We start from the raw sequence: 14,513 nt of genomic DNA on the forward strand, positions 1-14,513 counted from the left end.
GAATTAGTAAATAGAAGGGAAATAAAAAATAGATTGGATATATAAAACATCTTAAAATCGCCAGCGCGTGGTCCACGATTTTATGTAATAGGTTTCAGCAGAAAAACCAATCCAATTAGTGAGCCTGCTAAAACATGGTTTTTGGAATATTCAAGATCGCTCATATATGAATACCCCGCAATGGCAATGCCACCACTACGGGGTCACGAACTTACTCCTTCACCACAATCAACGGCTCGATATCGCTCTCTTTTTTAATCACCAGCGACTCGTCACCGCGCAGGCAGGTCCCGCCGTAGTTACCACCTACGGTGAAGGTACAGACCTGAATATATTTACCGGCAACCTTTGGCAGACACCAAAGTTGCTGATAAATGTTTTTCTGCTCGGCAAACTTACCGCTGGTTTTATCCAGCAACTCTTCCTGGTGGCTAACCAAATCGATGTTGTTACCGCAGCGCCCAGCTATCGGTTTCACCGCATAACCCGTTTTCGCCAGCTCATCATTCACCGTGAAATCCGTATCCAGCAGATAGCGATGATGAGGGAAGAGCTGCCACAGAATCGGCAGAATCGCTTTGTTCCCTGGAATCACTGTCCAAAGTGGTTCAAATACCAATACTTCCGGGCGCAACAACACGTCTATCAAGCGCACTTCCTGCTGAGTATGTCCGGTACGAATCGGCACAGCCGCATATTCAGTTTCACTCACCTCACGCACCTGTTCAATCGCGGTTTCCCACGCCCAGGTTTTCCAGACACAGTTCACCAGACGACCGTCACCATCAATCAACTGGCCCGCATCATCCCACCGCAATTCGTCCAGACCACGCAGGATCTTACTTTCGAAACCAGCCTGGTGCAGAGCCTGCTGCATAAACTGCGCATGGTAGTTCTCCTCAATATCCTTATCCTGCATGATATGAACGAAAGGACGCGCACGGCTGTGTTTCCATGCCCCTGCCAGTTCATTAATCAGTCCTTCTGCCGGGTTGTGCCCATGCCCGGTATAACCCCGCTCAGCCCATCTTTCGAGGATCAGACCGGCTTCGGTATGGCAGGATGCGGAATCGGCGTTGTACTCGTACACTTTCAACCCACGCTCATCCATACAGAAATCCATGCGCCCCGTAATCATATGATGACGACGCCGCTGCCAGGATAAGCGCAGACGCGGCCAGAGGATTTTCGGGATATCAAACAGCGCCAGCAGGTTATCGTCTTTCAGCACCTTGTCGGTAGCGTGCAGATACATCAGGTGCAGTTCGTTGGTCGCTTTAATCAGCTCCTGCTCTGCACTTTCGGTAATCGTAAAGTACTGATGCGGATCCTGATTGATCACATGACCGTTCGCCAGCACGTAGGCTTTTTGCAGCGGGTCCTGCTCATCGAGCCACTTACCGTCAAACTGCCCGTTATCTTCCAGTCGTGCGCCGCCAATTTTCAGCGAGTCATTGGCGAACTCCGGCTGCGGCAGGCTGTGACGAGTGTCGTCAGTCTGGATCATCCAGCCAAGGATGGTGGTGTCATCAAAAGTGTCACGCAGCGTGTAGCAGCCATTTTCCACGACCATTTCCAGCTCGCGTGTCCACTGCTGCCCTGGCGGCAGCGGCGTATGAATCACGTTCTGCTCGGCAATACGGATTTTGTTTTCCAACAATTGGGTGACGACTGCCACATGCCCGGTGTCTTTAAATTCGCCGCCTTTCTGCCAGATAAGCAGAGCACCTGCAACCGGCGCACGAGGCGAACCATTCGGGAATGCCTGTAACGGCAGGATGTTGTCATTCACCACTTCTCGCAGGAAGCGCAAGGAGAAGATCTCCCAGGCCATACCCACATCCGTGAAAACGACGCCATAGTTGAGGAAGAGAAAACGGCGTGCAAATTCTACACACTGCCATTTGTGGCCCATATATTCGTCGTCGATATAGCTACGAAAAGCAGCATCATCGTCGTAGTCCCGTGGGTCGAGGGAGCTGTAATCTGAAGAGTAGATTGCTACGCCGCCTGGGGCGTAGCCCAATAATGTCCCGAATGGGGCATCCTGAGTGGTCGTTCCTTTGCTCATGCACCTTACCTCAAAACAATACAGCCTGAGCAGGTTGGCGTGAATTTTTCGCTCTGATTGCCTGCTCTGCGACACTAACCGGACAGAGGTCGACCTATCATACACCTCAACGCAGCGGCTGGCGCTCAGAGGCGAAAAATTCACAGCAGGAACTACGCTTTCTTCAACATCACCGGTACGCTTTTATACGCCGGAGTTAAGCTTTCAGTGTCTACCGCATCCAGCGACAACAACACATTCGCTTCCGGCAGATAAGCACCAATAGAGCCCGCTGCCATGTTGTAAATCACCACCGTTAGCCCGTACATCACGCGATCGGCACAGGGCAACCCCTTATCGTCCAGCGCCTGAACGTCGACAACATCCCCCTGACTCAGCCCACGAGCCGCTGCTTCAGTGGCACTCAAAAACACCACATCGCGCCGACCGGTAATACCTCGATAGCGATCGTTCATGCCATAGATAGTGGTGTTGTATTGATCGTGACTGCGCAACGTAGCCAGAACCAGCGCGTCAGCAGGTTGGTTTTCCCGCACCACGGCCCGTTGGCGGCTGACGATAAAGTTGGCTTTACCATTCTCCGTATGCCATTCACGACGTGAGGCTGGTGTATCCATACGAAATCCGCCAGGAGCAGTAATACGCGCATTGTAATCGTGGAACGCCGGAATCACAGCTTCAATGGCATCGCGGATCAGCGCGTAGTTTCCAGCTAACGTCTCCCAGTTCACCGGCGAGTGAGGCAGCGTGGCGCGTGCCATTGCCGCCACAATTGCCGGTTCAGACTTTAACCATTGCGAAGCGGGTTTCAGCCCACCACAGGAGGCGTGTACCATCGACATTGAATCCTCGACGGTCACCGACTGAATGCCTGTCGCTTGCAGATCGCGTTCCGTTCTGCCCAATGCGGGTAGCAGATAGTTATGTTTAGCCAACAGCAAATGCGATCGATTAAGCTTGGTTGCGATATGGACCTGCATATCGAGTTTTTTCATCGCGGCGAAGGTACGCTGTGGTTGCGGCATCGCCACCGCCAGGTTTCCCCCCATGCAGATAAGCGCTTTCGCCTCTCCCCGCTCAATTGCCCGAATACTCTCCACGCTGGAGCGGCCATGCTTGCGCGGAACGCGGATAGAGAAATGCGCTTCCAGGCGTTGCAAGAAGTCTTCGGATGCTGCCTCGTTAATCCCCACAGAACGGTCACCCTGCACGTTCGAGTGGCCGCGCAGCGGGCAGATCCCTGCGCCCTGCTTGCCCATATTACCTTTCAGCAACAGCAGATTGATCAATTGCTGAACGTTCTCAGTACCGTTTTTATGCTGGGTGATCCCCAGACCGTAGCAGATGATAGTCGCGCGGGACTTGTTGTAACTGTGTGCCAGGTCTTCCATCTGGCTGCGCGTCAGGCCAGAGTCCAATTCCAGCGTCGCCCAGCTACACTGGCGTAAATCGTCATACAGCGCCGAATAGCCATCGGTATGTTCATCGATAAAGGCATGATCGAGACAAGGTTGTCTGTTCAACAAGATCCGCGCTTCATCCATCTCGATCAGCGCCTTCATGATGCCTTTAAGCAATGAGGCATCACCGCCCATTTTGACCTGGTAGTAGTCGTTGCTGAGTTCCGTTGCCTGGCCGGTGAACATCTCTTTCGGACTCTGCGGGAAGCTAAAGCGCTCAAGCCCTCGTTCGGTCAGCGGATTGATGGAGATAATCTTAGCCCCGCGTCTGGCAACATCGCGCAGCGTGGTGAGCATGCGCGGATGGTTCGTGCCGGGGTTATGTCCTATGCAAATCACCAGTTCGCAATGGTCAAAATCATCGAGTTCAACGGTCCCTTTCCCAAGGCCAATAGCCTGCGTTAACCCTGCACTGGTAGGACCGTGGCACATGTTTGAGCAATCCGGAAAGTTGCTGCTGCCGTATTCGCGGGCAAAAAGTTGGTACAGGAACGCCGCCTCATTTGACGTTCTGCCGGAGGTGTAAAACTCAACCTGTTGTGCTGAGTCATAGCTGCGCAGACGCTCGCCGATTTCCTGAAACGCGATATTCCAATCCACGGCCTGCCAGGTATCCGACGCTGCATCGTATTTCATTGGATGCGTCAGACGACCTATATTTTCCAGCTCATAATCGCTGTAGTGCCAGAGTGTGGAAACCGGGTGACGGCTGAAAAATTCCGGTGACGCTTTCTTGCGGGTTGTTTCCCAGGACACGGCCTTAACGCCGTTTTCGCACAGCTCCATTGGCGCACGATGACCCGGGTCCGGCCACGCACAGCCCGGACAATCGAACCCTTTCACCTGGTTCATTTTGAACATCGCGATAATGTCGCGTACAACAGCCTTTTGCGAAAACACCGAAGCAGTGACGGCTTTTACCGCGCCCCACCCACCTGCCGGGCCCTGATAACCGCTAACTCCTGGAACACCATTTTTCATTGTTACTGCTTACTGACCGCCAATTATTGATGGTGAGTACGGTAGCAATTTCCGTCCAATATTGATTTCCTCTTCATGGAGTACAGTCTGGGTACAATGAACGGGTTAGTTTTATCTTCCCCTTTCAGCACAAAGCGACATAAAGTCCCAATCTGTTAAATTGAGTTCTACCTAGCTGCTACACTGCTTCAACACAACCACTCAGAAGGCAGGTCAACATGTCAGACAACACTTATCAGCCCGCGAAAGTCTGGACGTGGGAAAAATCAAACGGCGGTGCATTCGCCAATATCAACCGCCCGGTTTCCGGTGCAACGCATGAGAAAACGCTACCGGTCGGCAAGCATCCGTTGCAGCTGTACTCGCTGGGTACGCCAAACGGTCAGAAAGTGACGATTATGTTGGAAGAGTTGCTGGCGCAGGGTGTAAAGGGTGCGGAATACGATGCCTGGATCATTCGCATTGGCGATGGCGATCAGTTCTCCAGCGGCTTTGTTGAAGTGAATCCAAACTCTAAGATCCCGGCGCTACGCGACCATTCACAAAATCCGCCGGTACGTGTATTTGAATCTGGTTCGATCCTGCTCTATTTGGCAGAAAAATATGGTTATTTCCTGCCGCAGGATTTGGCAAAACGCACCGAAACGCTGAACTGGTTATTCTGGTTACAGGGCGCGGCCCCCTTCCTCGGTGGTGGTTTCGGCCACTTCTACAACTATGCGCCGGTTAAAATTGAGTACGCAATCAATCGCTTCACAATGGAAGCCAAGCGTTTACTCGACGTGCTGGATAAGCAACTTGCACATCATCAGTTTGTAGCGGGAGATGAGTACACCATTGCCGATATGGCGGTCTGGCCGTGGTTTGGCAATGTGGTATTGGGGAATGTCTATGATGCGGCAGAATTCCTTGATGCGGGTAGTTACAAGCACGTTCAGCGCTGGGCAAAAGAGATTGCAGCACGTCCGGCAGTTAAGCGTGGTCGCATTGTAAACCGCACTAACGGACCGCTGAATGAGCAGCTTCATGAACGCCATGATGCCAGCGACTTCGATACCAATACCGAAGATAAACGTCAGGGTTAAAATGCCTGATGGCGACGCCCCGGCGTCGCCATCAGGCCAACAAAGACGCCATACCGTAGGCCGGATAAGGCGTTTGCGCCGCCATCCGGCATAAAATCACGCGCTGGTGACGTCATACTCCATGCGGCGAAGTGCATCCAACGTGAATTTAGCTTCATCTTCGTCAATGATGCTCATGGCGAACCCTACGTGCACCAGCACCCATTGCCCAACCAGTTCGGCAGGTTCGCCTTCACAAATCAGGGCAATATTAACATCACGCTTGATGCCGCACACTTCAACCTGCGCAAGCTGGTGAATATCTTCACCAACGGCCAGAACCTGACCAGGGACTCCAATACACATATCTGACTCCGCCCCATAGCAACCTATGGGCTATTCGACTTCAATACTTTTCACTTTCAGTGAATCGCCAGCATCTACCCGCAGGCGATCGCCCTGACAGAGAGGGCACTGTGCATCATGCTGGGTGATCTCTACGACCTGACTGCAATCCCAGCACCAGGCCTGGGCGGGTTTGTAATCAATATGCAGTTCACATCCCTGCGCCAGTGTTCCCTGGCAGACGATGTCGAAACTGAAACGGACGGCACTCTCTTCAACACACGAGAGTGCGCCAATTTCCAGCCAAACGCCGGTAACGCGTTTTACATCGTGCTGCTCTGCCTGCTGCTGAATAATCTCAACCGCGCCCTGACAAAGAGACAGCTCATGCATTTTCGCAGTTCCGCCGGCCCAACAGTAGCGCACGACGCCCCATCTGCGGCGCATTCGGGTCACTTACCGGTAGCGATAACACCATCCGCGCACAATCGTCAGCCAGGCGAACACCTTCCTGCGCCGACAGACTATGCGAAAGCGGCGACATCAGCGAGCAGGAGAGGTATTGCGATACACCATCCAGTTCACCCACGGTAAAGGTCATCTCGCCATACGGCAGACGCAATCCGATTTTTTCGCTGACTTTACGCACGGGCCAGATCTGATCCGGCCCTGGGAAAATCAGTGCACTGAGCATCCAGGGCGTGATAACGCATCCCGTCCACTGCCCTTCAAACAGCGTAAAATCAGAGACATACACCGGCATATTCGGATGCAGGAAAGAAAGATCGTGCATCGAACGTCGGGAAACCTCTTCAAACGCCGCCTGAATTTGCTGCTTCGGGGCTGTCTGAAAGCCTAAGAACTCCTCAGACATGAGCCGCCTCCCGAGGGATCGCTTCAACGCCAGATTCGCGAAGCGCATCAAGAACCTGCTCAAGCGCAGGTTCAATCATCGCTTCAACCGTCGGTGTCAGCCCAATATGCGGTTCCAGCGATTCCGGAATGATACCCACCAGGGTCAGTTTTTTCGGAAACTCGCCGGTAAAACGCAGGGCCGACAAAACGTCGGCCAGGCCAAGCTGGTGCGGTGAGATTTTGTTGGTAAACAACGCCGGAATCTCTTCGTCCCGCAGGACCATCATCGTTCCCGGCGTGTTTTTTCTCGACACAATGGCGTCAGCGATAATCAGATGATCTCTGTTCGCCATATCGCCGAGAAGCTCCATCCCAGCCGTACCACCGTCCAGAACATCAACATAGTCTGGCAGGATGTATCGTTGTTCTAATGCCTCAACGATACGTACCCCGATGGCTTCATCGGTCAGCAAAATATTGCCGACCCCTAAGACTAATATCCGCATTACAGAACCTTAACTGAGACCACTTCGTTCCCGTCAACGTCCACCACATGCACCGCACATGACATACAAGGGTCGAAGGAGTGAATGGTACGAACCACTTCCAGCGGTTTGTTTGGATCGGCAATTGGTGTACCGACCAGCGAACGCTCGTACGGTCCCACTTCATCATTAAAGTTACGTGGGCCGGAGTTCCAGGTTGACGGAACAACCGCCTGGTAGTTGCTGATAATGCCGTCTTTAATCACCATCCAGTGAGAAAGCATACCGCGCGGCGCTTCAAGGAAACCTACACCTTTGAATTCGCCTGTTGCCGGGATATCCGGTTTCACGAAGGTGGTGTGGTCACCTTTACCGATGTTCACGATCAGCGCGTTGTACTGATCCTGCAGAACATTCTGCAGTTCACAGCAGTGAACGGTGCGACCAATGATACGACCCAGCGTAGAGTGCAGCTGCGAAACTTCGATGGTTTTACCCGTCAGCTTGGTGTAAATCGCGATGATTTCATTCAGCTTGGCATGAGTAGACTCGCGCTTAGCAGCAAGTTTACACAGCATGTTGGCCAGCGGACCCACTTCAACCGTTTTACCGTAGAAGGTCGGTGCTTTAACCCAGGAGTATTTGCCATCATCTGACCAGCCGGTGTAATCAGGAACCGTTGTGCCTTCCCACGGTGCCTGCGGTGCTTCGTCTTTGTACCACGCGTGTTTCGCACTCTCCTGAATCCCTTTAATCAGGTATTCATCGGAGTGAGAGGTGATCGGACGATAAGTCGACAGATCAGCATCGGTGATATAACCGCCCGGGAACAGGAAGCTACCGTTTTTACCGTCAGTCGGGAATTCCGGCGCGCTCAGGTAGTTAACCGCACCCTGACCACGTTCCAGCCACTCAGGATAGAACGCCGCAATAACTGCGGTATCCACCTTGTAAACCTGCTCAACAAAGTCGCTCAGCTTATCGATGAAGGACTTGATGTACATCAGACGTTCAAGGTTCAGTACGCCGAGGCCGTCAAGGTTAATGGGGTTAGCAACCCCACCTACCGCCAGGTTCTGGATGTGCGGTGTTTTACCACCCAACAGCGCCACAACGCGGTTAGCATCACGCTGGCATTCCAGCGCCTGCAGGTAGTGTGCAACCGCAATCAGGTTCACTTCAGGCGGCAACTGCATTGCCGGGTGACCCCAACAACCGTTGGCAAAAATGCCTAACTGACCGCTGGCAACAAGGTCTTTGATCTTGTTCTGTACTTTGGTGAACTCTTCAGCACTGTTCAGATGCCAGGAAGACACGCCGTTCAGCATCGCCGAGGCTTTCGCCGGGTCGGCTTTCAATGCGGAAGTAATATCCACCCAGTCCAGCGCAGAGAGCTGGTAGAAGTGCACGATATGGTCATGCGTGGTATGCGCGGCCAGAATGATGTTACGGATGTACTGTGCGTTCACCGGAACATCAATATTCAGCGCGCTTTCAGCTGCACGAACAGAAGAGATAGCGTGAGTTGTGGTGCAAACACCACAAATACGCTGAACAATCATCCAGGCATCGCGCGGATCGCGATTCTTCACGATCTCTTCCATGCCGCGCCACATGGTACCGGAAGCCCATGCTTTAGATACCACGCCATTTTCGATTTCGCAGTCGATGCGTAAATGACCCTCAATACGGGTTACCGGATCAATAGTAATTCTCTGGCTCATGCTTTGCTCGCCTCATGACGATTTTGATCGTTTTGTTTTAAAGGAGGAAGTATCGGCAGTAGACGAATGAGTACGATGTATGCACAAATCTCAATAGCCACAAAACCAATAGAAATCAACAGCTCTTCCCAGGTCGGGAAGTAGTGGTAGCCACCACCAGGATTGAATGCCACCAGCGAATAGGACAGACGCCATGTTGCACAACCCAGCAATGCGCTCAACGCGGACAGATACAGCATACGCGAGTCATTGCGCAGCTTCGTGACACGCAGCACCACCAGCGGGAAGACCATCAGCACGACTTCAATCCAGAACATCACGGAGTAAAGATCGCCTGCAAACGCATACGACAGCTTGTCGCGGTAGATCAACTCGCCAAAGCGCAGGACCACGAAAATCGCCAGCAATATGCTGATGGTATTCGTCAGCTTGATGAACAGACTTTTCTCGTCCGGACCGTTACCTTTCAGACCCGCTTGTACCAGTGAGCCTTCAAAAATGACGATCGAGAAACCCATTATAAAGGCGGTTAATACAGAGAAAAGTGGCAACATTTCATAAGCTTGCCATAGCGGATGTACCTTATAGCCCGCAGAAATCATCAATGAACCCATTGAAGACTGGTGCATGGTCGGCAGCAGCGCGCCGAGAGCGATAATAAAGAACATCACTTTATTCAAACGTTTGAGCGATACTTTCCAGCCCAGACGTTCAAACAAGGCCGGAGCAAATTCCAGCGCCATGATACCGATATAGATGGTCATACAGACCGCCGTTTCAAACAGTACCGAGTTCACGTTGAAGTGACCCGGAATGTAGAAATACGGCAGGTTCCAGTAACGACCGACGTCAATGGTGATCGACAAACCACCCAGCGAGTAACCAAACAGGCTTGCCAGCAACGCCGGACGTACCAGCGGATGGTATTGTCCTCTGTTGAAAACATACACCGCCCACGCCAGCGCCCAACCACCACACGCGAAACCAGTACCGATCAACAGGTCAAACGCGATCCATACGCCCCACGGGAAACCGCCGTTCAGATCGGAAACTGACCCCAATCCGAAGACCAGACGTTTTACGATCAGGAGCATACACAGGACGATTAACGGCCCAAAAATAATGACCGGTTTGCTGATTATTCTTCCGCCCAGCGGTTTAGGATCATGACTCATGATCGTCTCCTCCATCGTGATGGTCGTTTTTCGTATTACGACGAACCAGCACGGTTAAGCCCGCCAGCGCAGCCAGGGGTAAAATCATGCCCTTATACAGGGAATGTTGAACATGTTCGGAACGCGCACCGGTTGAAAGGTCATCCAGTTTTGGCAGATCCAAATCCTCGTAAGGAACACCCGTCAGCACCATAACTTGCGTACCACCACCTTCCTTTTCACCGTACAGGTGCGGATAGTACTTCGGTACCGTATGCAAATAGGTATCACCAGCGTTCACTGTCTGACGCGGATAGTGGTATTCGCTGCCAGGCTTCAGTGCGAGACGTTTTTTTGCCTCGGCCATCAGCTCTTCACGCGTACCAAAAATCACGGCACCGGCAGGACACACTTCAACACATCCCGGTAAACCGCCTTTGTCCAGACGTTCAACGCCTTTCTGGTTACACAGTTCACATTTATGAAGCGCACCAAACGGGTTGTTGTAGTCGTATTTAGGGACGTTGTACGGGCAGGCAACCATGCAATAGCGGCAACCAGTACAGACATCTTTGTCATAGTGGACGATGCCGGTTTTCGGGTCTTTCTTCAGCGCGGAAACCGGGCAAACGGAGACGCAGTTCGGATCGACACAGTGCATGCACTGTTTCTTAATGTATGCGTAGCCGTTCTCTTCCTGGTCTTTGTTAACACCTGTTCCGCTACGCCACACCTGGATGATGTTGTTGGTGTACGGTGACAGTTTGTCGTTGTTCGACCAGGTCTGCTCGCCTTCCGGGTTACGTGCCGGGAAGTTGATATCCTGACACTTGGTAACGCAGGCCTGGCAGCCTACGCACAACGTCGAATCATAGAGCATCCCAAGTGAACCCGGGATCGGCGGACGGTTTTCTGCAGCCGCATGACTGATGGACGGCGCAGCGCCCAACAGCAATGCCCCGCTGGAGGCTGCTTTAATAAAGTTACGTCTGTTCACGGTTATTCTCCCCGTGAGTCAGCGTTATCTTTCTTCTGCTGACGCCCCAATTCACGTACCGCCATCACGCTGACGCCGGCAACCAGTCCTACTACGCCGCCAAGCAGCCCAATAGCCCCAGCTGAAATGTTGCCGCCTTCTTTCATGTTGACATCAGGCTTCTCTGAACGCGGGGTTTGGTTTTCCACATGGGCGAGTTGGTGAATGCCTTTATGGAAACCGACACCTTCTTCGTTACAGCCGTAGCAAGGGTGACCGATCGCCACCGGCCACACGCCGCCAACATCGCAGAATTGCAATGTTGAACAGTTGCCGTACGTTTCTGGCCCTTTACAGCCCAGATGATAGAGGCACCAACCTTCACGGTGACCTTCATCGCCGAACTCTTTAGCAAAACGACCGGCATCAAAGTGCGGGCGACGTTCGCAGTGTTCGTGAATCAAACGACCGTAAGCAAAAGTCGGACGGTTTTTGGTATCCAGCTTCGGCGGCTTACCGTAAGTGATGATATGCGCGACCGTGGCGAGGAAGTTATGCGGGTTAGGCGGACAGCCTGGGATGTTGATGATGGTTTTGCCTGGCAGAACTTCCTGCAAGCCGACGGCACCTGTTGGGTTCACGCCAGCGGCAGCGACACCACCCCATGCGGCACAAGAGCCGATAGCGATGATCGCTGCTGCACCTTCGGCCGCTCTGCGGATGTGATCCACAATTGGCTCACCGGCAACCATGCAGTAAATACCATTATCTTTTAGTGGTATAGAACCATCTACCACCAGAACATATTGCCCTTTGTACTTCTCCAGAGCGTTATGTTTGTTCTCTTCGACCTGGTGGCCAAAGGCGGCAGAGAGTACCTCATGGTATTCCAGAGAGATCGTCTCCAGAACGAGGTTTTCCACTGTAGGGTGTGTCGCACGAAGCAGCGATTCAGTACAACCCGTACACTCCTGAGCACCAATCCAGATAACCGGTGGGCGCTGAGGACGAGAAACTGATTCGGCCATTTCTGCGGCGGCTTTGCTACTGAGCCCCATGGTAGCGGCCAGTGCTGCACAAAGCTTCATGAAATCACGGCGATTGATGCCGTTCGAATTGATGAGAGAATTATCTCCAGTCATTTTATTGTTATTCCGTTGCGAAGACCTGGCTTTTATTTTGCACCATTCGCATGTTGCTTATTGCGATCGGCGCGCCATTACCACACTTTTTATATGGTTATGTGCATTATAATACTTCGGCGGAGCAACAAAACGAAGGCGTAGGTCAATAGTGTAATTAATTAAAGCAAGATAATACCCCTTTTGGATCAAGCTTCGAGCCGATAGCCGGCCATGAAAAACCGAATTGTTGTACTCGACTGGTTCTCTTTGAAGAAATCCATCACCATCTCTTTATCCAGCCCGTAACGACGCGTCAGGATCCCCGCTTCCCACGCGCTGAGCTGTCGGTCGCCCGTTTTTTCAAACATTCGATGTGAAAAACCCAGAACAAAACCGCGTTTATAATCTGAACAAAAATTCGCCACTGAACGAGCACTGTCCGCACTTGAAGCGTTCAATCCGGCCATCAGGCCCTTACCAAAATGGTTGTCCATGCATAACCTCCAATCGCTATATAATAAATTATATAGCGATTTTTTAAGCAAAGGCCAGAGGTATCACGCACTTTTTTGTGCCAGATTAAAAGGACACCCACTCGTCCGTTTTAGGCGCTGCAGAGGTTCTGCTTTCTGCGGAGGGGGAAGCGGTATTTGTCGATGCATATTGCACATCGTTGGCTGAAAGCCGGAATTGCTGTACAGAGCGTTGCAGCTCTTCCGTTTGCCGTTCCAGTGCCACTGCCGCAGCGGATACTTGTTCTACCAATGCGGCATTCTGTTGCGTCACGCTGTCCATCTGAGTGATCGCAACGCTGACCTGCGAGATACCTTTATTCTGTTCTTCAGAAGCAGAGGCAATTTGTTTCATGATGACGGTCACTTCGGTCGCGCCGCGCAGAATCGCTTCCATCGTTAACCCGGTCTCTTTGACCAGTCGAGCCCCCTGGTCGACACGACGCGACGATTCACCGATTAATGTCTCAATCTCTTTTGCCGCGCCAGCGCTACGACTGGCGAGATTACGTACCTCCCCCGCCACCACGGCAAAACCACGTCCCTGTTCACCAGCCCTGGCCGCTTCAACGGCGGCGTTAAGCGCCAGAATGTTGGTCTGGAAAGCAATGCTATTAATGACGGAGGTAATTTCTGCGATCTGTTTAGAACTGGCAGCAATACCGTCCATGGTGTCGACCACTTCAGAAACCAATTTGCTGCCTTTACCTGCTGTTTCTGTTGCGGTATCGGCAAGCTGGCTGGCCTCACGCGCATTTTCGGCGTTAAGTTTTACCGTTGCGGTTAGCTCTTCCATGCTGGCTGCTGTCTCTTCCAGCGCTGCCGCCTGCTCTTCAGTACGGGAAGAGAGATCGTTATTGCCGGTAGAAATTTCCGTAGCGCCTCGCCAGATGTTGTCACTGCCTGAACGAATCGTACTTACGGCCTCACGCAGGCTGTCCTGCATTGCGCACAATAAAGGAACCAGTTGGCCTACACAGTTCCGGCCGAATTCTTCAATCGGCTGGCTGAGATCGCCCTGGGCAATCTGGCGGAACTGCTGGCGAATACGGCCGAGAGGTTTCACCATCATGGTAACGAGGTAACGATCGGTGAAGAAAAGGAGGGCGATCCCGAGGATAACGGCAGTAATAATCAGTGTCCGAATGATCGACGTTTTACCGTCTACCATAATGCGCGTCGCATCAAGTCTCTTTCCGGCTGTGGTATTAAACCGTTCAGCGCTGGCACCAAATTCACGGCTCAGTGCGGGCGTAATCGTGCTGGCATGTTCCGAAAACGCCGTCAGCGAGCCCTGCTGCGCCAGCTGCATTTGCGGTATCACGCCTTTATCCAGCAAAGCTTGCCACTTGGCCAGCACTGCTGCTGAAATTTCCGGGTCCATCGGCCCCGGAGATAATGTTTTCATCTCCTGGAGCTTTTGGCTCAGATTATCCAGCGATTGCTGGGCAGGTGTAAAATCCGGCGTTCCACCACCAATTTTGACATCCACTGCACGGCTCAGGCGTGTCACAAAGCGAAAGTACTGATCGTTACCCTGACTCAACACCGTCATCTGTTTGACGAGATGGCGATCAATATCATTCCCTTCTGATATTTTTGATAAAGCATGAAGACTGAATAAACCCACGCCCGACCAGAGCAGGCAAAAAAGTCCAAGTATTGCCAGCATGACAATACGAATAGTGAAGTTTTTCAGCAAATACATAATAATTTCCTTGCCATTGATGAGGAATTCGCCATCAGGCGATACTTCCCCTTG

13 protein-coding genes are annotated in these 14,513 nt (G+C 52.3%); 1 reads left to right on the plus strand and 12 read right to left on the minus strand.

Translation table 11 applies throughout. From position 1 onward, the window contains the following. Nucleotides 1–211: 211 nt before the first annotated feature. Nucleotides 212–2,071, minus strand: coding sequence for a bifunctional glutathionylspermidine amidase/synthase (gene gss / locus NNO08_RS10310; RefSeq protein WP_271442644.1), 1,860 nt, complete (start codon nucleotides 2,069–2,071; stop codon nucleotides 212–214). A 152-nt stretch (nucleotides 2,072–2,223) separates the two neighbouring features. Next, nucleotides 2,224–4,512, minus strand: coding sequence for an FdhF/YdeP family oxidoreductase (locus NNO08_RS10315; protein WP_271456669.1), 2,289 nt, complete (start codon nucleotides 4,510–4,512; stop codon nucleotides 2,224–2,226). A gap of 218 nt (nucleotides 4,513–4,730) precedes the next feature. Here NNO08_RS10315 and yghU point away from each other — a divergent pair, with 218 nt between their 5' ends. Then, nucleotides 4,731–5,597: a glutathione-dependent disulfide-bond oxidoreductase gene (yghU, locus tag NNO08_RS10320; protein WP_137382583.1), complete on the plus strand. Its 867-nt coding sequence runs from the start codon at nucleotides 4,731–4,733 to the stop codon at nucleotides 5,595–5,597. Between the two features lie 96 nt (nucleotides 5,598–5,693). Here yghU and hybG read toward each other — a convergent pair whose 3' ends face one another. From hybG to NNO08_RS10370, 10 genes are all read right to left on the minus strand, one after another. Beyond that, on the minus strand, nucleotides 5,694–5,942 hold the full coding sequence (hybG, locus tag NNO08_RS10325; RefSeq protein ID WP_048213216.1) for a hydrogenase maturation factor HybG: 249 nt from the start codon (nucleotides 5,940–5,942) through the stop codon (nucleotides 5,694–5,696). Between the two features lie 30 nt (nucleotides 5,943–5,972). Continuing rightward, the gene (gene hypA, locus NNO08_RS10330; protein WP_271456670.1) at nucleotides 5,973–6,314 is read right to left on the minus strand and encodes a hydrogenase maturation nickel metallochaperone HypA; all 342 of its coding nucleotides are present in this window, start codon (nucleotides 6,312–6,314) and stop codon (nucleotides 5,973–5,975) included. Continuing rightward, nucleotides 6,307–6,795 carry a hydrogenase-2 assembly chaperone gene (gene hybE, locus NNO08_RS10335; RefSeq protein WP_271442646.1) on the minus strand — a complete coding sequence of 163 codons (489 nt, stop codon included), beginning with the start codon at nucleotides 6,793–6,795 and terminating at the stop codon, nucleotides 6,307–6,309. The genes hypA and hybE overlap by 8 nt, the downstream gene beginning before the upstream one ends. After that, entirely contained in the window at nucleotides 6,788–7,282 is a 495-nt protein-coding gene (locus NNO08_RS10340) for a HyaD/HybD family hydrogenase maturation endopeptidase (protein ID WP_271456671.1), read from the minus strand. The genes hybE and NNO08_RS10340 overlap by 8 nt, the downstream gene beginning before the upstream one ends. Then, nucleotides 7,282–8,985, minus strand: coding sequence for a hydrogenase 2 large subunit (gene hybC / locus NNO08_RS10345; protein ID WP_003828353.1), 1,704 nt, complete (start codon nucleotides 8,983–8,985; stop codon nucleotides 7,282–7,284). The genes NNO08_RS10340 and hybC overlap by 1 nt, the downstream gene beginning before the upstream one ends. Next, nucleotides 8,982–10,160, minus strand: a complete 1,179-nt coding sequence (gene hybB / locus NNO08_RS10350) for a Ni/Fe-hydrogenase cytochrome b subunit (RefSeq protein WP_137382580.1) — start codon at nucleotides 10,158–10,160, stop codon at nucleotides 8,982–8,984. Before hybB ends, hybC begins: the two co-directional genes overlap by 4 nt. Next, on the minus strand, nucleotides 10,150–11,136 hold the full coding sequence (hybA, locus tag NNO08_RS10355; RefSeq protein WP_005123143.1) for a hydrogenase 2 operon protein HybA: 987 nt from the start codon (nucleotides 11,134–11,136) through the stop codon (nucleotides 10,150–10,152). The genes hybB and hybA overlap by 11 nt, the downstream gene beginning before the upstream one ends. Before the next feature lie 2 nt (nucleotides 11,137–11,138). Next, a complete protein-coding gene (gene hybO / locus NNO08_RS10360; protein WP_016154493.1) occupies nucleotides 11,139–12,257 on the minus strand; it encodes a hydrogenase 2 small subunit in 1,119 nt (372 codons plus the stop codon). A gap of 188 nt (nucleotides 12,258–12,445) precedes the next feature. Continuing rightward, a complete protein-coding gene (locus NNO08_RS10365) occupies nucleotides 12,446–12,733 on the minus strand; it encodes a DUF2623 family protein (protein ID WP_048213218.1) in 288 nt (95 codons plus the stop codon). 85 nt (nucleotides 12,734–12,818) lie between these two features. Beyond that, the gene (locus tag NNO08_RS10370; RefSeq protein WP_271455560.1) at nucleotides 12,819–14,459 is read right to left on the minus strand and encodes a methyl-accepting chemotaxis protein; all 1,641 of its coding nucleotides are present in this window, start codon (nucleotides 14,457–14,459) and stop codon (nucleotides 12,819–12,821) included. Nucleotides 14,460–14,513: the final 54 nt, after the last annotated feature.

The sequence above is a fragment of the Citrobacter sp. Igbk 17 genome (assembly GCF_028069775.1).
Taxonomy (GTDB): Bacteria; Pseudomonadota; Gammaproteobacteria; order Enterobacterales; family Enterobacteriaceae; genus Citrobacter.